This window comes from Parundibacterium terreum, from assembly GCF_014636315.1.
Classification (GTDB): Bacteria; Pseudomonadota; Gammaproteobacteria; order Burkholderiales; family Burkholderiaceae_D; genus Undibacterium; species Undibacterium terreum.
The window spans coordinates 235103-256145 of the sequence record NZ_BMED01000005.1; the positions used below are offsets into that span (position 1 = coordinate 235103).

Genomic DNA, 21043 nt, shown 5'->3' on the forward strand with positions numbered 1-21043 from the left:
CTGTCTGCCTGCCCATGGTGGATAGCGAAGGGCGGGGGAGATTGAAATGAAGATAAGAGCAGCGATTGCATTGACTGCATGCGTATGTGTTGCGTGTTCGACACGCGGACCGGATACGCCATCCAAGCGGGATCAGGAAGCGAAGAAATTGATCAACAAAACCGATACGACATCGAATGCCACGTCGACCGCTTTTACCTTTGAAGGCTATAAAAAAGATATCGCCGAGAGAATTGCAGAGGTCAATTCTACCAAGGTATATATAGAGCGGCCGCAAGCCTTGCTGCGTGCAGTGATCGTGATCAAATATGTCATTGCATCGGACGGCAAGCTATTGCGTAGCGAACTGGTGCGCACCAATCATGATAAGGCGGCGGAATCTATCGCTTTGCTCAGCCTGAATAACACGGCGCCTTTCCCAAAGCCGGCGTCCCATCTCCTGAAGAACGGCAAAGTGGAAATTTCAGAAACCTGGCTGTTCAATAACGACGGGCGTTTCCAGTTGCGCACAATTGCCTTGCCGCAGATGACAGAGTGAGCTGGCGGCAGGTTTTTTTGCGGCATAGGCCGCGACTTTTAACGAGGTACCCATGAAGCCAGGCCTGGTTTTGCTTGCATCCTTGATTTCCCTCTCTTTATCGGCCGGTGCCGCAAATGCCGTGCCTGCAGCGCCAGCGTCCGGGCAAGCTGAAGCACCCAATGTATTCAAGAACATAGATAGATGCACGTCTGCGGGCTGTGTCATTACCTGCAAAAACAATCTGGGTGCATGGGAGCGGATAGATCAGGCGGCGGAATCCGTTACCACCATCAATTATCCAAATGGGAATGTGCGTTTTTTGCTGGATGATGGCGTCAAAGGTAAGCGCACGCTGGTGTATGGCCCCAATAACCTGGCCTGCACCATCACTGGACACCAATAAGCCTGGCAAATGAAATTGGCTTAGCCATCCAGTCAGCAGAAAATCAAACGCCGGCAGGAGCTATCCTGCCGGCGTTTTCATTATCTGGCCTTGCTCCAGCCTTAATCCAGCCTTACTCGGCTTTTTTCTGGTTGAAGCGTTCTACTTTCTCCCGGTTTTCCTTTTCCTGTCTTGCCGGCTGCGGGGCCGGCGCAGCGGGGGCTGGCATGGGTGCGGGCTGGGCGACCGGAGCAGGGCGCGGTACTTCCCTGCGTATCTCAGGAGCTGGTTCGCGGCGCTGTGGTTGAACCTGCGGCTGCGCCTGCTGAGGTGGCTGCGGTTGCGGTATTTCCTGCGCGCGCGCTACGGGCCTGGCCGGCATTGGTTGCGGCTGTTCTCCCCTGACCGGAGCCGCTGGCTGTGGTTGCACATGCTGAAAGCGGGCGGAGTTCTCTGCGGGATTGCCGCCTTGGTTGCGGGCTGCATCTCTTTGCGCGTCTCTTTGTACGTCTCGCATATCCCTCTGCGCGTCCCTCGGCTGCTCAACCGGCAGGTTTCCCCTGCCGTTGCGTTCCAATACCGGGCGATATTCCTGCCTGCTGTTTTCCCTCGGCGGTTGCGATACCTGAGGATTTGTTGCCGGTATTGCCGCTGCTGCCGGTGCCGCGGGTGATGGCAAGGATGACCGTGGCACATTGCGTCCTGCGTCGTTGCCGGGCGTTTGCACTTGCTGCCTGTTGCCTGTATCAAAAGGCGCTGCGGTATTGCTCGGCCTTGGCACATTGCCGTTTACTTCCCGCGCCGGATTTTCCCTGAATTGGGGATTATTCCGGCCAGTGCCTGCCTCGGTATTGGCTGGCGCATTTTGTGGCCTGCGCTCGGCATCCAGGTAAGTGGGAACCGGCATGGTTTTGGGCTGATTGCCGCTGCTGTTTGGCGGCATATTTCCGAGCACCGTAGGTTGGGCAGGCATAGGAGCAGGGCGTTTTTCATTGACGTCGTTCCTGCGCGCGTCGGGGCTGTGGCCTGCTACCAGCCTGACCGCGGATTGCTCAGGCATTGGAGACGGCTGGCGGCCGCGGCCTTCAGGTGCACCGAAATTGCCTGAGTTTCTTACACTGGAACCGGCATTGGACGGACCAGTATTCTGCTGCCTGACGAATGCCGGACCTACACCCGGAATGGTCGCGCCGGGATGCTGGGCAAATTGCTGCGCCAGAGCATCCTGTCTGCCAGGCGCAACCGGGGGAGCAACCGTTGCCACGACCGGGCGCTGCATGAAGTGGGCGCCGGAGGGCATGCCTGCGGGTTTGGCGCCGCCCAGTATGCTTTCTTTTACCGGTGCAAACTGCGGTGCTGCAGTCGCTATCTCGGCCTTGCCGAATTCATTCGGGCGCAATGGACGGGCCATGGGACCCACTGACTGGCCCCGGACAAATGCTGCCGCCGGAACTGCCGTCACCGCGTTGGCGACGTGCTGGTTGATGTAAACGTTTTGCGTATTGTTGTTGATGGTGGTGCGATTGATAACTACAGTCTCATTGATCCTGTTGAAATAATGCGGGCTGGCATGGTAGCCGGGGCGATAGCTTTCACCGGGGGCCAGTGGGAACCAGGCGACGCCGGGTCCGCGAGAGCGGCCGGAGGTAATGGAAAGCCCCACGCTGACGCCACTGCCACCACCGACAAAGGCGACCAGTGCCGGCGCATATACCGGTCTGGTGTGCAATATCGGACCAGGCACCCAGCACCAGCGCGAATGAATCTGCGCCCATCTGCCGTAGTGGTAAGGGGCAAATCCCCATGGTGCATCGTCTATCCAGGTCCATCCCCAAGGTGCGACCCAGGTCCAGTGGCCGGTGCGGTAAGGCGACCAGCCGACGGCAATCACACGTGGCGCCCAGACCGCACCATATTCAGGGTCGTTGGTCCAGGTGCCATAGCTGTCCAGTTGTTCGTAACCGATGATTTCACGCGAAACGTAGCGGGCGGACGGCGAGGCTTCCTCCGCCCGGTCGCGGTCGCGTGCCCAGACATCAAAGCTGTCGTAAGGCGCTGCCGAGCCCAGCGCAGCTTGCGCCAGATTGGTGCCGGCGAAACGCATCTGCTCATTTTCATGCAGGGTCAGGCTATCGTTGTCGCCGTAGGCGATACCTATGCCCTGCCTGACAGTGACGGTGGTGGCACTGCCGTCTTCAGCCACGTTGAGCCTGTATTCACCGGGTTCCTGCACGATAAACGCCAGATTGGGTGTGTCGATTTCAATATTCTGGTCGCCGGGCAGTGAGCGCACTCTCAGGTTCAGGCTGCCCTGGCTGAGCTTCAGTTGCAGCATATTGTCGCTCAGGTCCAGAATGTTCACGCTGGTCATGCTTTCCAGGCGAACTGCGGTAGAACCTACATGCAATTCAGCGCGAGCACCGCGGTCTGCCCAGACACTGTCGCCGGTGGTGAGCGGCCGGTTTGTTTCGGCGTAGGCCCATTGGTCGCTGGCTGCCGGAGCAAAGGTGACATTACCGCTGATATAGTTCAGGCGCGCCACCCGCCCTGGCGGATCTGATTGTGCATGGGCATTGCCCAGCGCAGAGAGCAGCACTGCGGAGCAGGCCAGCACCCGGAGCAGGGTATTGGATGATGTAAAAAAAGTCATTTCCGTCTCCTGCCGTGGTTGGTTCCACGGCGTATTTGTCTTGATAATAAGAGTTAACGCGTTGCCCGCCATTTGGGATGTTACTGAAATGTAAATGGAGTCGGCTTTTGTTACCGGCATAGGCAAGCGCACAGGCGTTAAGCATTCAACGTTGTCGACGTGGAAAGGTTGACCTGCCGGAGTCTGGATCGCCTACTGTGGCCGTCCCGGCTATCCTCGGCTATACAGCGCAGGCTAATTTTGTTACACTTGCATCGCTGCTGATTGCATCCACATTCGGCCTAACGCAGGCGCCTGGTCAGGCATCAGGCAAGATACTCGGGCCGCTTCGAAGCGGCTTTTTTATTCATGCGGCTTTTTCAGTGTCTGGAAAAGTGACGGCGCCGTGCTCTGCCCGTATCAGATAACGTAAATCCTTTAGAATATCGGTCTGCATATCAAACCAGCTGCGCTGTTGAAACGAAAAAGGTTTCAAGCTCAAGCGCCTAATTCAGGATACTTTTCATGAGCATGTCAAATACCAAAGAAATCGTCGAAGAGCTACGCGCTGGCCGCATGGTCATCCTGGTGGATGAAGAAGACCGCGAGAACGAGGGCGATCTGGTGCTGGCTGCCGAATTTGTCACGCCAGAGGCGATCAACTTCATGGCCAAGTTCGGGCGCGGCCTGATTTGTCTGACACTGACCGAAGAGCGTTGCGACCAGCTTAACCTGGCGATGATGACCAGCCGTAACGGCACATCATACGGCACCAATTTCACGGTATCGATAGAGGCTGCCGAGGGTGTGACTACCGGTATCTCTGCCGCTGACCGTGCGCGCACGATACAGGTGGCGGTAGCCAAAAATGCCAAGGCCAGCGATATCGTGCAGCCCGGCCACATCTTTCCTTTGAAAGCGCAAAAAGGCGGAGTCCTGATGCGTGCCGGCCATACCGAAGCAGGCTGCGACCTGGCTGATCTGGCTGGCCTGACCCCTGCTGCCGTCATTTGCGAGATCATGAAGGACGACGGCACCATGGCAAGGCTGCCGGACTTGATGGAATTTGCCAAGGAACACGGCCTGAAGATAGGCACCATTGCCGACCTGATCCACTATCGCAGCCAGAACGAGAGTATCGTTGAACGTATTGCGGAGCGCGACATGCAAACCATGCATGGCAGCTTCAAGGCCATTGTGTATCGCGACAAGCCTAGCGGTTCTGCCCATCTGGCGCTGGTACATGGGAATATCACCCGAGGCACGGAAGCGCTGGTGCGCGTGCATCAGCCGGTATCCATCTTGGATCTACTGGAAAGCGAAGTCACTACGCATTCGTGGAATGTCTCTTCTGCGATGGCTGCGATCAAGGCTTCCGAGGCCGGTGTGATCGTCCTGCTCAATTGCGAAGAGTCGGCAGAGCAGATGTTTGAACAATTCAAGGCACTGAGCACGCCGGAATCCCGCCCACAGGGCCGTGCAGCGCGCATGGATTTGCGTAACTACGGCATAGGCGCTCAGATATTGAAAGACGTTGGCGTTTGCAGGATGAAATTGCTGGCCAATCCGCGCAAAATGCCGTCGATGACAGGTTTTGATCTGGAAGTAACAAGTTACTTTGATAAACCTTGCGGCGAGTAAAATCGAAAGTTACAAGAAGTGCTCTGCGCTGCTTTTGTTGCTGCTAAATAAATAAACAAATTAAACCCCTATCAGGCGCCGCGGCGCAAGCGAGAACATCATGACTGTTGGACACTACGAATCAAATTTTGACGGCGCAGGCGTGCGTATCGGTATCGTGCAAGCGCGTTTTAATGAAAAAGTCGGCGCTGGCCTGCTGTCTGCCTGTCTGGCTGAGCTGGCGAAGCTGGGCGTGCTGAATGAAGACATTCTTCACGTGACGGTTCCAGGCGCGCTGGAAGTGCCTCTGGCGCTGCAAAAGCTGGCTGAAACGCATCAGTTCGATGCCTTGATCGCGCTGGGCGCGGTGATCCGTGGTGAAACTTACCACTTTGAGCTGGTTTCCAATGAATCCGGCGCCGGCATTACCCGCGTTGGCCTGGATTTCGGCCTGCCGGTCGCCAATGCCATCCTGACTACGGAAAACGATGAGCAGGCTGAAGTGCGCATGACAGAGAAGGGTGCTGACGCGGCCCGTGTTGCAGTGGAAATGGCCAACCTGACTCTTGCACTGGAAGAGCTGGCAGAATCCACTGAAGACGGCAATTACGACGCCTAAGTACGACGAAGATGCCTTAGGGCATCTGAAAACGAGTTTTTTGAGAATATTATGACAACAAAAACCCAACACGCCAATCCTAGCAAGAGTCGCTCGCCAAGGCATCGCGCGCGTGAATTCGCGCTGCAAGGCCTGTATCAATGGTTGCTGAACAACGAAGATGCAGGCGCGATTGAAGCCCATATTCGCGAAGCGCATGGATTCGATAAGGCTGACAGGGAGCATTTCGATTCCTTGCTACATGGCAGCATCAAGCAATCGCTGGAATTGCGCGAAGACATCACGCCGCTGATCGACCGCAAGATTTCCGAATTGTCGCCGGTAGAGCACGCAGCCTTGCTGATCGGCACGTATGAATTAAAAAATCATATAGAAATCCCATACCGTGTTGTGATCAACGAAGCGGTCGAGCTGACCAAGTCTTTCGGCGGCCTGGATGGGCACAAATACGTCAATGGCGTGCTGGACAAGGTCGCCGCCAAGTTGCGTGCCACTGAAATAGGTGCCGGCAAATAAGCCTACACACTATACATATAGCGAATCAAGTCAGCCGCCTTTTTCCTTTGCCGGAAACAAGGCGGTTTTTTTATACAACGTGAACCGATAAATATGGAAAACAATCTCGCATCCAGGCTGCAGCACATTGCGCCTTTTCACGTGATGGAGTTGATGAAGATGGCCGCTGCGCTGGAAGCCCAGGGCCGGCATATCATCCACATGGGCATAGGTGAACCTGATTTTACGGCACCGCAGCCCGTGATAGACGCCGCCGCCAGGGCGATGGCGGACGGGCGCCTGCAATATACGTCGGCCCTGGGTGTGCCTGCGTTGCGCGAGGCGATATCGGCTTATTATCAGCGCGTGTATGGTTTGCAGGTGCCGGCATCCCGCATCATTGTTACTGCAGGTGCATCCGCGGCCTTGTTGCTGGCCTGCGCGGCGCTGGTGCAGCCCGGTAGCGAAGTCCTGATGCCGGATCCTTGCTATCCATGCAACCGCCACTTCGTTGCCGCTTTTGAGGGCAGGGCTGCGCTGGTGCCGAGCGGCCCCGAGCATCGCTTCCAGTTGTCGAACCAGATGGTGCGCCGTCATTGGACAGAGGCGACTGCAGGTGTCTTGCTGGCCTCGCCTTCCAACCCTACCGGTACGTCGATAGCCGCCGACGAGTTGGCAAAAATCATCGCCACCGTCAAGGAGAAGGGCGGCTTCACGATAGTTGATGAAATCTACCAGGGGCTGTCATATGATGCAGTGCCGGTTTCTGCCTTGTCGCTGGACGATGATGTGGTCGTCATCAACAGCTTCAGCAAGTACTTCAATATGACGGGCTGGCGCCTGGGCTGGCTGGTGGTGCCTGAGCGCATCGTGCCGCAGATGGAAAAGCTGGCGCAGAACTTGTTTATTTGTCCTTCTTCAGTGGCGCAGTATGCCGCCATCGCCTGCTTTTCTGACGAAGCCATTGCCATCTATGAGCAACGCAAGCAGGAGTTCAGGCGCCGGCGCGATTTTATCGTGCCTGCCTTGCGCGATCTCGGGTTCTCGGTGCCGGTAATGCCGGACGGTGCATTCTATGTGTATGCCGATTGCTCTGGACTGACTGACGATGCGGACCAGTTTACCCGTGACCTGCTGAATGAGGCAGGCGTGGTGCTGGTGCCCGGCCTGGATTTTGGCCCCTACACCGCACACAGCTATATCCGGCTCTCGTATGCGACTTCAATGGATAATTTGCAGGAAGCGGTTGCGCGGATCGCGAAATTCCTCAAGCGCTGACAAATTCTGGACGAAAAAAAGCCGCCTGGATGAAGCAGGCGGCTTTTTTATGTGCTGTATCAGAGCTTTGCGACTTGCTCCGGATTATGCAGCTCAGTCGCAGTCGTCTTCATGTCGATGACTGCCTCCGGCTTGCGCACTTCCTGCGGACGAGGAGCCGCGGCAGGGGCAACGAAGGTAGGCACGTTCTTGCCGGTCGCAACATCTTTCAGACGGCGGTATTCAGCCAGTACGCGGCTGCCGTAGCCGGAATCGTTTTCAAAGGCAGCGGCGCCGACATACAGTTTCAAACCGGCTTCCACCGAGCCGCCACGCGAAACATAGTCCTTCAGTATCAGTGCGCCAACCTTGATATTTGCTACCGGGTTCAATGCAGCCTTGATGCCACCCAGGTCTTCAAATTTCTCCTGGTGCACTTTGGACATGACTTGCATCAAGCCTTGCGCGCCTACCGGGCTTTCCGCGAACGGATTCAGGCCGGATTCTATTGCCATGACCGACAGGATCAGCAAAGGATCCAGTTTGATTTCCTTGGCTGTCAGATAGGCTGCAGAAACCAGCATATCGGTCGCATCGCCGGCAACGCGGTAGCGTTTTGCCAGCCAGTTGGTAACCCATTGCTGCTGGCGTTGCGTGCCCAGCATCTTGCTGTCTTCTTCGCTCACGCCTTTTTTATCAGCGACTGTGCTTGCTTGTGCTGTCTGTTGCGACGTGGCCATCAGCATCGCGAGGCTTGGCGGCGGTGGTACATCTTCTTCTTGTGCCGCTTCTTCAGCAATGGTGAAGGGCGACAAAGCTTTAAATTTTTCGGCCAGGTCAGGTTTGATAAACATGAGGCCTAAGGCAGTGATAGCTGCTACACCTAGTATCATCAACAGGTGATGAATGGTGGTGATGAACCCGTTTTTTGTGTCTTTTGCAAAAATGCTAAAAGCTTTGGTCATGCTGGTCTTGCCGGCGGCCGATAGGCTGCCTTGTTGTACTGCTAAAATGAAACGTTGAAACATGTTACCTCCTGAATGCTCGCGGCACGTGCGGATTCCTTTGCAGGAAAACAAATATGCAGATACTGGACCTACCGCGAATCAGTACATCGTTTGATGTCGCATGGTGCGATCGTCAAACGCCGGAGTTGTTTGCTATGTTGGCGGGTTGGCTCCTAAAGGCCTGACCTGCGGCAAACAACTTTTTTTCGGGGATAAGGCAGACGCCTTGTGAAAACAATCCTTAAAATGTTATGTGGGGCCCGAACCCCTTGAATGATGTTACCGTGTGGCGTTACTTTCTTTGTTCGAAAGCCGCGGAAGTTAAGTACCTCTTCATCAAGTTGGGCGAATTGTAGGGGCGGTTTTATATCAAGTCAATACTATAAAATGTAATCGTTATTACTTTTGGATCTTAAAAACTCTGCTGCGACGCAGCAAAGCTTAATAAAATCAAGCACTTGCCTGACATATTTACATTAACAAATTCATACCGTAAAAAAGCTAAAAAATATGAAATACACAGATTTGAGAGACTTCATTTCTCAGCTGCAACAAAAAAATGAATTAAAACAGATAGTTACGCCAGTTTCGCCTTATTTGGAGATGACCGAGATCTGCGACAGGACCCTGCGCGCGGAAGGTCCTGCACTGCTTTTCAAGCAGCCTGTTGGTCATACGATACCGGTATTAGGCAATCTGTTCGGTACGCCGGCGCGCGTAGCAATGGGGATGGGTGCGGAGGACGTCAGCGAGCTGCGCAAGATAGGTCATGTGCTGTCTTCGCTGAAAGAGCCGGAGCCTCCGAAAGGGCTGAAAGACATACTGGGACTGGGTTCCCTGGTCAAGGCGGTGTGGGACATGGCGCCGAAAGAACTGCGCGGCGCGCCTTGCCAGGAGATCGTCTGGGAAGGTAATGACGTCGATCTGGCGCGCCTGCCGATACAGCATTGCTGGCCCGGCGATATCGCACCGCTGATTACCTGGGGCCTGGTGATTACCAAGGGGCCTTATAAAAAACGGCAGAACCTGGGTATATATAGACAGCAGGTTTTAGGGCGTAACAAAGTCATCATGCGCTGGCTGGCGCATCGCGGTGGCGCGCTGGATTTTCGCGAGCATTGCATAGTCAACAAAGGCCAGCCTTATCCTATCGCGGTTGCGCTGGGTGCGGACCCCGCTACTATATTAGGAGCAGTCACGCCGGTGCCGGACAGCTTGTCCGAATACCAGTTTGCCGGCCTGCTGCGCGGTAGCCGGACCGAGCTGGTCAAGGCGATAGGCAGCGAATTGCGGGTGCCGGCCTCGGCAGAGATCGTGCTGGAAGGGCATATCTATCCAGACGAGTCGCACGCAAGTGGCTACGAGCATGCCTTGGAGGGGCCATACGGCGACCATACCGGCTATTACAATGAGCAGGACTGGTTCCCGGTATTTACGATAGACAGGATCACGATGCGGCGCGACCCCATCTATCACTCTACGTATACAGGCAAGCCGCCGGATGAGCCTGCAGTGCTGGGCGTGGCGCTTAACGAAGTCTTTATTCCATTGTTGCAAAAACAATTTTCTGAAATCCTGGATTTTTACCTGCCGCCGGAAGGCTGCAGCTACCGCATGGCAGTCGTGAAGATCAAGAAGGCGTATGCGGGCCACGCGAAACGAGTGATGTTCGGCGTCTGGAGTTTCCTGCGCCAGTTCATGTATACCAAGTTCATCATCGTGGTGGATGAGGACGTCAATATCCGTGACTGGAAAGAGGTGATCTGGGCTATCACGACCAGGGTAGATCCCTTGCGCGATACCACGCTGGTGGACAATACACCGATTGATTACCTGGATTTTGCCTCGCCGGTCAGCGGCCTGGGTAGCAAAATGGGCATAGACGCCACGAACAAGTGGCCAGGCGAAACCAGCCGGGAGTGGGGTACTACCATACAGATGACGCCCGAAGTCAAAGAGCGGGTGGACCAGATCTGGCAGGAGCTGGGTATTTGATCAAGCTGCATTTGATGTGGTTTTGTAAATAAAAAGGGATGGGCTTGAGCTGAACTGACTTCATCCCTTTTTATCTTGAGGCTAAACCTGCTGCATTTACTGCATGTCCACCTTGACCAGGTTGTCATCCGGCTTGTGGTCGATCAGCTTGTTGTCCGGGTCAATACCGGCTTTGGCAGGCTCACCCTTGACCAGCATGATGAACTCCATTTCCTTGCGGTCTATGTATTTGCGGTCGCGCAGCAGGGGCTTGCCGTCCTTGTCGTCCACTCCTATGTCTATCCAGTCTTTCAGGGCAACCTCTTTTTCCTCTCCCAGTTCGCCGGCCTTCAGCTTGTTGGCGCTGATTTTGAGTTTGACTTCATACTGGCCACCGGCGGCTGCTTTGGCGGTAGCCGACAGCGCGCGGTTCTCGAACAGGGTAATCGACTCAAACAAATCATCGATCAGGTACAGACGGTCTTGCGGCGTCACCTTGCGCAAGGCATCCACCAGGGCGCGGCTATTTGGATAGGGCGCCCCTTTGTTTGCATATTGTGCAATGACATCGCGCAAGGCTGCATTCACCTTGTCTTCGCCTATCTGGTCTTGCAGTTCATACATGACCAGGCTGCCTTTTTGATAATGGATGTAAGGCTGGTTTTCGTTGCGGGCCAGCGGAAGCTCTTTCTTCCTCTCCTGGCTGCGGCCAAACAGGTAGCCGTCCAGTTCGTAGCGCAGGAAGCGGCGCATCTTGGCATCGCCATACATCTGTTTCATGACCATCAGTGCGGAGTATTGCGCCAGCGTCTCGCTCAATACCGTTGCCCCTTTGGTATTGCCTGATACGACCTGGTGCGCCCACCATTGATGCGCGACCTCATGCGCGGTGACATAGAAAGGGTAATCCAGGTCCTTGGGGTTCTTGTCATCTACTTTGGCGATAAAGCCTATGCTCTCCGAATACGGAATGGAGTTGGGGAAGGCCTGCGCAAAGTTGGCGTAGCGAGGAAACTCGACGATACGCACCAGCTTATGCTGGTAGGGGCCGAAGTTCGCCGTGTAGTAGGCCAGCGATGCCTGTACGCCTTTGATCATCCGGTCCAGGTCGTATTCATGGCCCTTGTTATAGTCGATCTCGATGGCGACGTCCTGCCATTTGTCACGTTTGACCACATAGCGGGCGGACTGGAAGGCGTAAAAATTCAGGATGGGCTTGTCCAGCGTGTAATGGAAATAGCGACGGCCGTTTTCCGTCCATTCCTTGTCCAGCTTGCCGGGTGCAATGGCAATCTGGTCGGCACTGGTGGACACCGTTGCGTCAAAGCTGATCCAGTCCGCATCATTGCTGATGTAGTTGTTGGCCAGGCCTTTCGGATCGTCGCGGTCTGCCATGCGTTCCCTGGCAGGCAATCCGTGCTTGCTACGCTCTTTCTCGTCCGATAGCTCGAACCCCGGCTGATAGCCTATCTGCGGCATCAGGCCACTATTAAAGAAAGTGCCATTGCCGATCACATGGCTATCGCCTCCCAGTCCCAGGATGCCCTTGGGGGCGTAGCCCAGTTCAAAATTCAGGGTCATCTTTTCCCCGGGCTGCAGCGCAGGCCTCAGCTTGTAGCTATAGAAGCCGCGTTTGTCACGGATTTCCTGTGAGCTGGCGCGGTCAAACTGCATATTGATGATGTTTGCGTCATCATTTTCGTTGACGAAAACTTCTTCTATGGGCGCGTCTCCACGATTAACCAACTGGTAGCTGCCTTTGATGCTGGCGCTGCGGCGCTCGGGGTAAATATCCACGTTCATGTTGACGTCAATGATGCGCGGCTGCAGCCTGGTCTCGTACTGCTTGTACAGTTTTTCGTACTGGGCGCTGTCAAGCTGCTTGTCGTAGCTGTTCTGATAGTGGTTCAGGATGTTCAGGTTATAGAACAGGATTCCACCAGCGCCCAGGAAAATGACGAACCCCGCCAGTATGGACAAGCGCGTGGCCCCAGTGACATTCAGCGACGCCAGACGAAGGCGGCCGCGCCAGTCGCTGGTGGTGCCGCGCACCCAGAGCAGCATGGATAGCGTGATCAGCAGTATGGCTGCGCCGGACCAGAAAAACTGGAACCAGTAGACCTTGGCCAGGAAATGGCCATAGCCGTTCATATCCGAGTAGACCACATTGGGTATCGTGCCGTACAAGAACATCGGATGTTCAAAGCCCAGGGCGGGCAGGGCGATGCCGGCGATGTAATACAGGATCATCGCAAAATGCGCCGCATATTTATGGTTGATGACGACTTGCAGCGAAATCGCCAGGACCGCCACCAGTGCGTATTCAGGCAAGTGCACGATGAACAGGTCTTTCAGGTACAGGCCAGCCTGCAGGTGCGTGAAGCCCTGGAATAGCTGGATCAGCATGCCGCACAGCATCACGATGAATAGCAGTATGGCCTGCAGCGAAATCAAGGCAAATAATTTGGACAGCAACGGCAGCCAGTTGGGAACGGGCAGCGCATCCAGCAGTTGCGAGATGCGCGCATCGCGTTCGCGCCATACCAGCTCGCCGGCATAGAATGTCGTAATGATCAAAATGAATAGGCCAAAGCTGCCGCCCAGCAGTTGCAGTACTGCATAGGTCACAGGATACGTGGTGGTGCCGAACATCTTGCCGACATTGTCGGACATGGCAAACATGAACAAGACGCCGGTCAGCAGAATGACAATGAAATAGACATTCTTGACGGTTTCCTTCAGGTTCAGCCAGCTTTGCTTGATAAAGAGCTGGAACAGGCTGCGGCTGGCGAAATTGGGAATGGCGCGGACCAACTGCGCGGGAGCGCTGGAGACTTCCTCGTTCGCAGTTTTCTTTTGCTTGCCGCTGGTGTTGATTGCGGTAAAGCTAAAGCGCCAATAGCCGATCGCAAAAATGCAGGCGCCGATCGCAAGCCATATAAGCCGGTTCGCCAGGTAGAGTCCTTGCAATGGTACCAGCCTGTGATTTTTTTCAGCGATGCTCCAGTACTCGGTCACGCGGGAAATGGCGGACGAGCCGAAGGCGTCAATCAGCGCGGCCAGTGTGCGGTCATCCAGATCTTTGCCCAGCGATTTGGCGATCATATAACCTATCAGCAGCACGACACTGGAGATATACACTGGCAGCATGCGCTTGAAGACTGCCCCCAGCATGAAGAACAGCGCACCGAAGACCAGGAAGTTCGGCATGATGGAGAAGAAATACGGCAGGAAATAGGCGCCGGGAATGATAGGCCCCAGCCGGTTTGCTTCTATGCCCGGCAGATAGCACCCCAGCCATGCACCCAGCCCTATGCTGGAGAAAATGGCGAGCAGCGTCAGGTAGGCACCCAGGAAACGGCCGCCCAGATACTGATATTTTTTAAGCGGGGCAGTATAGAAAAAATGCCAGATATTATGTTCCGCATCCTGCTGCACACCGCGCCCCATCATCGCGGCGACAATCACAATGCCCATATAGCCCAGGAAGGTAATCGTCTGTGAAACCGACACCGGCGCATTGATGCTGACTTTGCCGCCAAACGACACTACTGCTCCGGAAAAAGCGCCGCCCGCGGCTGCCATCCACAGCATTGCCAGGGCAAAGAACATTAGGAAATACACATAGGTCGAGATGCTGGTAAATCTTTGCCTCAGCTCAAATTGAAGAATCGCAAACATGCATCGCTCCTTAAGCTGCCAGCGTTTGTTGTGCTGCTGCAGCGGGAGCATCTGCAAACAGGCCTGCCATCGCGGCAAAGTAAACGTCTTCCAGGTCGCCTTGAGTAGGGCTGAATTCGCCGGCTGGCTGGGTATCTGCATACACATGTATCAGTGTGCGGCCAGCGGTGAGGCGGCTGGAGATGACCTTATGCTGTTGCTGGAACGCAGCCAGTTCGCTCTTGTCGATGAAACGCTTCCAGATCTTGCCCTGGATCTGGTCTATCAGTTGCAACGGCTGGCCGGTCAGGATGACCGAACCTTTGTTAATGACTGCCATATTGGCGCACAAGTCTGCCACGTCTTCGACGATATGAGTGGACAGGATCACGATCTTGTCTGCACCGATGTCGGACAGCAGATTATGGAAACGCACGCGCTCTTCCGGGTCCAGGCCGGCGGTAGGTTCGTCCACGATGATCAGCTTGGGATCGCCCAGCAGGGCCTGGGCAATGCCGAAGCGCTGGCGCATCCCGCCGGAAAATCCACCGAGGTGTTTATTCTTCACCTGATATAGATTGGTCTGGTGCAGCAGGCCTTCCACTACTTCCTTGCGCTGCTTTTTTTGATCCAGTCCCTTCAGGACCGCAAAATGGTCCAGCAGGTCATAGGCGCTTACCTTGGGATAAAGGCCGAAATCCTGCGGCAGGTAACCCAGTACGCGCCTGATTTCATCCTTGTTTTCTCGGATGTCGATGGTATCCAGGCGGGCGCTGCCGGAGTCTGCATCCTGCAAGGTGGCCAGCGTGCGCATCAGGGTCGATTTGCCGGCGCCATTAGGGCCTAGCAGGCCGAACATGCCTGCGGGGATGGTCAATGAAATATTATTGAGTGCAGTAACGCCGTTGCTATAAGTCTTAGACAGATTATGTATGCGTAATTCCATTGCCAGTCCTTGAGATGAGTTTATTGTTGTGCCGCAGTATGCGTAGATGCATGATACTTTGGCTTTTTAAAATGACAAGTATTTTTATCGTGGGCATATTGTTTTGATCAATTGCCCGCGATTGTCGACAATAGATGGACGGAGAGCGGCTTGCCAGCGGCATGTGATGAAACCGCCGAAGATGAGGATGGAAGCCTGATGACTGAGGACGAGTCAGGGAGGGGATGCCATTCAAGAAAAATGCTGCCTCGCCATACTGCACTTCTTGCCGATTTAAAAAATTGGATGCACGATTACGATGTGATGCGCTATAATGTGCGCTGGCGGGCCCCTGCGCATTGCGGCATGGCCAATCTGGTCAGGTCGGGAACGAAGCAGCCACAGTCATTTCCCGCAAGTGCCGCAGACAAGGCTCGCCTCTTTCCTTACTATCATCCGATAGATCAAAAATTCCCCTGTTGGTATTCCGACTCAATGCTTCCGCCATGGATGCTTGTGCCTTGTGTTTTCCTTGCAATCCCGTGTGTTTGAAATTAACCTGAAGACGCTGTTTTTTTCTATCAACATCTTTGGAGACACCATGAAAACATTGAGCAAAATATTTGCCGTCTGTGCATTGGGATTGGCGATGATGGCTCCGGCCCACGCTGCGGATGATAAGGGAACGTCGGAACAGGCGGTAGCGATGGTGAAAAAAGCGATTGCCTATATCAAAGAAGTCGGCAAGGAAAAAGCATTTGCCGAATTTGCCAATCCTGCTAACACTCAATTCCACGACAGAGACCTCTATCTATTTGTGTATGACCTTAACGGCAATACGCTTGCGCATGGCAATAATCCCAAAATGGTAGGAAAAAGCCTGATCGACCTGAAAGACGGCGACGGTAAGCCCATCATTCGCGAGATGATCACCCTGGTCAACACCAAGGGTAAAGGCTGGGCGGATTATAAATGGCCTAATCCGGTGACGAAGACGCTGGAGCAAAAATCCAGCTACGTGGAAAAAGTGGACAATTATTTTGTCGGTTGCGGCATCTATAAATAGATCAACGACGATACGGCGCGCCCTCCAGCTTAGAACTCATGAGGGCCGCCGGCTTAAGCAGCGCAATTGCTTTCTTATTTTCCTGAATCATCCGATTCTTCGAGCTTCGCGAATTTCCCCCTTAAAAAAACCAGTAGCGCCCTGACTCTCGGAGATGCGCTATTCCTGTGCGGGTACACCACATTCAGCGGAACCTCGTCTCCCAGGTAATTGGGAAGCAGTCGAGCCAATTTGCCGCTGTCCAGATCCTGCTTCACATCCAGCCAGGATTTATACGCAATCCCCAAGCCTGCCAATGCCCATTCGCGCACCACGGCACCATCGTTGGCCATGCGGTCTCCATGCACTTTGACCTCGATCAGCTCCTTGCCGGACAGGAAGGGCCAGGTATTGTTCAGGCCCTGCTTCAGGTAGTACAGCAGGCAATTATGGCTGGCAAGGTCGCGTGGGCTGAGTAGCGGGGGATGGTTCTGTATATAGGTGGGTGACGCGACCAGGATGCGCCGGTTGTCAATCAGATGTTGCGAAACCAGGGTGGAGTCCTGTTGTTTTCCATAGCGAAATGCCATGTCTACCGGTTCACGGAACAGGTCCACATTGCTGTCCGATAGCTGCAGCGTCAGCGTAATCGCCGTATGGGTTTGCTGGAATTCGTTCAGCCATGGCAGCAGCACGCTACGGCCCAGGTCGGATGAGGCCGAAATGCGTATATTGCCGCGTATAGTGTCTTTATCAGCGGAGATCAGGGCCTCACCTTCTTTCAGCAAGGTGAGTGCGCCACGGCTGTATTCCAGAAAAATTTCCCCATCCTGGGTCAGGCGCATACTGCGGGTAGAGCGTACGAACAACCTGGTACCCAGTTTTTGCTCCAGCCTTTTCAGGCTGGCGCTGGCTGTCGCAGTGCTGAGTTCAAGGCCTCGCGCCGCCTGTGACAGGTTGCCGGTCTCGGCAGTGCGTATGAATAATTGCAGGTCGGAGGTGGAGTACATGCCTTGGAGCCTCGCGGTAAAAATGAATGTCAAATTTAATTTGAAAGTAATTCAAATTTTTGATTGTTTATCAAATTATCCGATATAAGCATAATCATGGCTAGAGTTAAACGCGCCGCTAAGACGAAAGCGCGCTATCCCAGAGTTTGCCTTGCCTGAATAACGAATTGAAAGGATGCACCATGAAAGCAGTTGCACTGACCCAATACCTTCCTATAGAGAACCCTGAATCCCTGGTCGATGTAATCCTGGATAAGCCGGCACCGCAGGGGCGTGATTTGCTGGTAGCCATCAAGGCGATCGCAGTCAATCCTGTTGACACCAAGGTGCGCGCACCGAAAGCGACGGTAGAAAAATCTCCACGCGTTCTGGGCTGGGATGCCGCCGGCATTGTTGAGGCAGTCGGCCCGCAGGTGACAGGATTCAAGCCGGGCGACAAAGTGTTTTATGCCGGCGATATCACACGCCCAGGCAGCAATAGCGAATTTCACCTGGTGGATGAACGCATCGTCGGCCACATGCCGGCCAGCCTCAGCTTTGAACAAGCCGCGGCGCTGCCGTTGACTGCAATCACTGCCTGGGAATCCTTGTTTGACCGCCTGCGTGTCAGCGCTCCTCCGCACGCCTTGCCCCGTAAGACTATCTTGATTATCGGCGGCGCAGGAGGCGTGGGTTCCATCGCTGTTCAGTTGGCTGCCAAGGTCGCGGGCCTGAATGTGATTGCGACTGCCTCGCGCCCGGAATCGGCTTCCTGGGTACGCGAGCTGGGCGCGCATCATGTGATCAGCCACCACGGGGATGTGGCGGCACAAATGAAGGAGTTGGGATATTCGCAGGCGGACTATGTGCTGGTACTGAATAATACCGACCAGCACTTTGCGGCTGCGGTCCAGATCGTTGCGCCACAGGGCAGCATCTGTTCCATCGTGGAAAACAGCGGCACGCTGGATATAGGTGCGCTGAAAGCGAAGAGCATCAGCTTTGTATGGGAGATGATGTTTACCCGCTCCATGTTCACAACGCCGGATGTGGCGGAACAGGGTAATTTGCTGAATGAAATTGCCCGCCTGATAGACAGCAAGATCATCACGACCACGCTGAATCAGGTGCTGACGCCGATCAATGCCGCAAATCTGCGTAAAGCCCACGCCTTGCTGGAGCAGGGCAGTGCGATAGGCAAGATAGTATTGAAAGACTTTTAAGCAGGATTGCTAAATCGAATTGCCGGACTATGTCGGCAATTTTGAAGGTAGGCACAACAATGCGAGGATAGCGCGGCGATAGCAGTAATAGCCGCGCTATCCCGTTTGTTTATTTGCCGGATGATTTGGCGGTTTTGCGGCGGCGGGATGCAAAGGCAAGCATACCCAGACCCAGGCTCATTGAAGCCAAAGTAGCGGGTTCGGGCACTGTGCTCGCTGCTGCACTCTTGCCCAGGCTGTTGACGCTGACAGCATCCAGGTAAGAACCGTAGCTGGATGCGGATGTGGGGCCCAGGGATTTGAAGCTGAGCGTTGTGTTATCGGACAGTGCTTGCAGATTGCTGAAGTCGTACGCTACCCAGCCGCTATTGGCCGCAGCGGTAATTTTGCCCAGGTCCAGATTGCCCCAGAATACTTCCATGGAGCTGGCGGCGCCCGATGGCGTGTCCGAGCGGCCGGAAAAGACGAAAGACAAGTCATACAGGCCGCCTGCCGTGGTATGCAGCGATTGCGAGACGGTGGTCAATCCGTCTGAATTCAGTTCCAGGTATTGCACGCCTTCATAAGCGACGTCAAAGACATTCAGACCACCGGAATTGCTGCCTTTTTGCACTTCGAAAGCGCCGGTGGAGGTCCAGCCGGTGATGGAAGACATCGTGGTCCAGGAACCGTCAAATTTGTTTGCTTCAAAGCCGCCATTGGTGACGATATTCGCAGCGGAGCTTGCAGCAGAGGCGCACACTAACGCGGTCAAGGCCAGTAATTTGAATGTTTTCATGGACGGCACCCAGATTGTATTGAAGAAAGATGTTGCCATCTTACAAGAAATGGGTGCGAACAATTGTCACAAATCAATAAATCCTTGATTTTGTTCAGGAAAATTAATTATATGGCTATGAATAAGCTATAAATTGCCAACGCAAATGTCGTTTATTTGTTGCTTATGAGAAAAAAATAATGCGCCGGCATCATGGGATGCCGGTGCAAAACGTTTTGATACGGTGATTTTTACAGGGATAGTGCTTTCCACGGAATCATGGGCCTGGCCATGCGCGCTCCAGGATCTGCTGCTGCACCTGGGCATTGGCCAGCCCGCCCAGGCTACCGTAGACGCGGCCGTTTTGCGCGTCTGAGCGGCTGTCAATAAACACACTGGCGTGTGCGGCACGGCTGTGCTGTTGCATCAACAGGCCTTGCATTGCCAGTACCAGTTTTTGTACCAGCCTGCGGGCCTGCATTTCTCTTTCCTCTGGTGGCGCCGATAGTTGTAAGCGTAGTTCATCAGCCTGCGCCTGCAATGCGGCTGATGGCGATTGCTCCAATTGTGCCAGCAGCAAATGCAGGCCTTCTGGATCGCGCTCCATTGCCCGCAAGACGTCCAGGCACATCACATTGCCCGAACCTTCCCAGATTGAGTTGACCGGCGCTTCACGGTAATAGCGCGCCATCGGCCCGGTTTCTACATAGCCGTTGCCGCCCCAGACTTCCATGCACTCGCCGGTAAATTCCAGCGCACGCTTGCAGATCCAGAATTTGGCGGCGGGAGTGATGATGCGTTTCCATGCGCGTTGCAGCGGATCATTAGGCTCTTCCAGCGCGCTGGCCAGCTTCAGCATCAGCAGGGTTGCCGCTTCGCTTTCCAGTGCCAGGTCGGCCAGCACATTGCGCATGAGGGGCTGGTCTGCCAGCAGGCGGCCAAAGGCCTTGCGGTGCCGCGCATGGTGGATTGCCTGCGTCAGCGCCTGGCGCATCAGCGCAGCGCTGCCTATCACGCAATCCAGCCGGGTCAGATTGGCCATTTCTATGATGGTAGGAATGCCGCGGCCTTCCTCGCCGACCATTACGCCATACGCATTCTGGAATTCCACTTCGCTGCTGGAGTTGGATTTGTTGCCCAGCTTGTCCTTCAGGCGCTGGATCAGGATGGGGTTCTTGCTGCCGTCAGGCTTCCAGCGCGGCACGAAGAAGCAGGACAGGCCCGCATCGGTGCGAGCCAGTACCAGATGAGCGTCGCACATGGGCGCGGAAAAGAACCACTTATGCCCGGTCAACAGGTATTCTGCGCCGCGGCCCAGTCCTGACAAAGGCTCTGCAACGGTCGTATTGCTGCGCACGTCGGAGCCGCCCTGTTTTTCCGTCATGCCCATGCCTATCAGTATCGATTTCTTTTGTGTGATAGGCAGGTCGCGCGGATCGTGTTCGGTGGAAAACAGCTTGTCCTTGAGTGCCGCATAGAGCCTGGGTTCCTGCTGCAGCACGGGGATGGACGCGAATGTCATCGTGGTGGGACACAGTGAGCCCGATTCCACCTGCGACTGCAGATAATAGCCGGCAGCGCGGGCAACGTGCGCGCCGGTTTTTTGTTCTGCCCACGGCATCGCATGCAGGCCTTCGCGCCTCAGCAAGGTGAGTAGCTGGTGCCAGCTTGGGTGAAAGTCCACCGTGTCTGCACGGTTGCCGAAACGGTCGTGGGTGTGCAGCTCGGGCAAATGATGATTGGCCAGTTCGCCCAGTTGCAATACCTCCTTGCTGCCGAGTTCTGCGCCGAACTGATCCAGTCTATCTGCATGCCAGCCGGCCTGAGAGCGTTGCAACCCCTCCATTAGTGCCGCATCCTGCCTGAAAATATTGTAGTCTTGCAGCTCGGGAACCTGATTGCTGACCTGATGGGTTTGCCATTGCATGCTGATCTCCTGAT

At 54.9% G+C, this 21043-nt stretch carries 16 protein-coding genes and 1 other RNA gene; 10 read left to right on the forward strand and 7 right to left on the reverse strand.

What is annotated here, in order from left to right; genetic code table 11:
* Positions 1 to 46 precede the first annotated feature (46 nt).
* The gene (locus IEW12_RS21795) at positions 47 to 538 is read left to right on the forward strand and encodes a hypothetical protein (protein WP_188568228.1); all 492 of its coding nucleotides are present in this window, start codon (positions 47 to 49) and stop codon (positions 536 to 538) included.
* A 52-nt stretch (positions 539 to 590) separates the two neighbouring features.
* Positions 591 to 923, forward strand: a complete 333-nt coding sequence (locus IEW12_RS21800; RefSeq protein ID WP_188568229.1) for a hypothetical protein — start codon at positions 591 to 593, stop codon at positions 921 to 923.
* A 112-nt stretch (positions 924 to 1035) separates the two neighbouring features.
* On the opposite strand, the gene IEW12_RS21805 is transcribed toward IEW12_RS21800, so the two are convergent.
* Positions 1036 to 3552, reverse strand: a complete 2517-nt coding sequence (locus IEW12_RS21805; protein WP_188568230.1) for a DUF6600 domain-containing protein — start codon at positions 3550 to 3552, stop codon at positions 1036 to 1038.
* 504 nt (positions 3553 to 4056) lie between these two features.
* Between IEW12_RS21805 and ribBA the strand changes: the two genes are divergently transcribed.
* The 4 genes from ribBA (at position 4057) to IEW12_RS21825 (ending at position 7543) form a co-directional block, all read left to right on the forward strand.
* Positions 4057 to 5172, forward strand: coding sequence for a bifunctional 3,4-dihydroxy-2-butanone-4-phosphate synthase/GTP cyclohydrolase II (gene ribBA / locus IEW12_RS21810; protein WP_188568231.1), 1116 nt, complete (start codon positions 4057 to 4059; stop codon positions 5170 to 5172).
* Between the two features lie 100 nt (positions 5173 to 5272).
* The gene (gene ribH, locus IEW12_RS21815; protein WP_188568232.1) at positions 5273 to 5770 is read left to right on the forward strand and encodes a 6,7-dimethyl-8-ribityllumazine synthase; all 498 of its coding nucleotides are present in this window, start codon (positions 5273 to 5275) and stop codon (positions 5768 to 5770) included.
* A gap of 51 nt (positions 5771 to 5821) precedes the next feature.
* Complete coding sequence (nusB, locus tag IEW12_RS21820) at positions 5822 to 6286, forward strand: transcription antitermination factor NusB (RefSeq protein ID WP_188568233.1); 465 nt, start codon at positions 5822 to 5824, stop codon at positions 6284 to 6286.
* A gap of 93 nt (positions 6287 to 6379) precedes the next feature.
* Positions 6380 to 7543 carry a pyridoxal phosphate-dependent aminotransferase gene (locus IEW12_RS21825; RefSeq protein ID WP_188568234.1) on the forward strand — a complete coding sequence of 388 codons (1164 nt, stop codon included), beginning with the start codon at positions 6380 to 6382 and terminating at the stop codon, positions 7541 to 7543.
* A 59-nt stretch (positions 7544 to 7602) separates the two neighbouring features.
* Here IEW12_RS21825 and IEW12_RS21830 read toward each other — a convergent pair whose 3' ends face one another.
* Positions 7603 to 8487 (reverse strand): transglycosylase SLT domain-containing protein, encoded by an 885-nt coding sequence (locus IEW12_RS21830; RefSeq protein ID WP_188568462.1) that lies wholly within the window; start codon positions 8485 to 8487, stop codon positions 7603 to 7605.
* A gap of 552 nt (positions 8488 to 9039) precedes the next feature.
* On the opposite strand from IEW12_RS21830, the gene ubiD reads away from it, so the two are divergent.
* Positions 9040 to 10524, forward strand: a complete 1485-nt coding sequence (gene ubiD, locus IEW12_RS21835; RefSeq protein ID WP_188568235.1) for a 4-hydroxy-3-polyprenylbenzoate decarboxylase — start codon at positions 9040 to 9042, stop codon at positions 10522 to 10524.
* A gap of 96 nt (positions 10525 to 10620) precedes the next feature.
* Here ubiD and IEW12_RS21840 read toward each other — a convergent pair whose 3' ends face one another.
* Together IEW12_RS21840 and IEW12_RS21845 are read right to left on the reverse strand one after the other, a co-directional pair.
* Positions 10621 to 14184 (reverse strand): ABC transporter permease/M1 family aminopeptidase, encoded by a 3564-nt coding sequence (locus IEW12_RS21840; protein WP_188568236.1) that lies wholly within the window; start codon positions 14182 to 14184, stop codon positions 10621 to 10623.
* A 10-nt stretch (positions 14185 to 14194) separates the two neighbouring features.
* Positions 14195 to 15109 (reverse strand): ABC transporter ATP-binding protein, encoded by a 915-nt coding sequence (locus tag IEW12_RS21845; RefSeq protein ID WP_188568237.1) that lies wholly within the window; start codon positions 15107 to 15109, stop codon positions 14195 to 14197.
* A gap of 322 nt (positions 15110 to 15431) precedes the next feature.
* Here IEW12_RS21845 and ffs point away from each other — a divergent pair.
* Together ffs and IEW12_RS21855 are read left to right on the forward strand one after the other, a co-directional pair.
* Positions 15432 to 15530: signal recognition particle sRNA small type (ffs, locus tag IEW12_RS21850), an RNA gene on the forward strand.
* Positions 15531 to 15689: 159 nt separating this feature from the next.
* Positions 15690 to 16154 carry a cache domain-containing protein gene (locus IEW12_RS21855; protein ID WP_188568238.1) on the forward strand — a complete coding sequence of 155 codons (465 nt, stop codon included), beginning with the start codon at positions 15690 to 15692 and terminating at the stop codon, positions 16152 to 16154.
* 74 nt (positions 16155 to 16228) lie between these two features.
* On the opposite strand, the gene IEW12_RS21860 is transcribed toward IEW12_RS21855, so the two are convergent.
* Positions 16229 to 17143, reverse strand: a complete 915-nt coding sequence (locus IEW12_RS21860) for a LysR family transcriptional regulator (protein WP_188568239.1) — start codon at positions 17141 to 17143, stop codon at positions 16229 to 16231.
* Positions 17144 to 17325: 182 nt separating this feature from the next.
* Here IEW12_RS21860 and IEW12_RS21865 point away from each other — a divergent pair, with 182 nt between their 5' ends.
* Complete coding sequence (locus IEW12_RS21865) at positions 17326 to 18345, forward strand: zinc-binding alcohol dehydrogenase family protein (protein WP_188568240.1); 1020 nt, start codon at positions 17326 to 17328, stop codon at positions 18343 to 18345.
* Positions 18346 to 18454: 109 nt separating this feature from the next.
* Here the strand turns inward: IEW12_RS21865 and IEW12_RS21870 are convergent, their stop codons facing one another.
* Positions 18455 to 19123: a DUF642 domain-containing protein gene (locus tag IEW12_RS21870; RefSeq protein ID WP_188568241.1), complete on the reverse strand. Its 669-nt coding sequence runs from the start codon at positions 19121 to 19123 to the stop codon at positions 18455 to 18457.
* A 256-nt stretch (positions 19124 to 19379) separates the two neighbouring features.
* On the reverse strand, positions 19380 to 21029 hold the full coding sequence (locus IEW12_RS21875; protein ID WP_188568242.1) for an isovaleryl-CoA dehydrogenase: 1650 nt from the start codon (positions 21027 to 21029) through the stop codon (positions 19380 to 19382).
* Between the last annotated feature and the right edge of the window lie 14 nt (positions 21030 to 21043).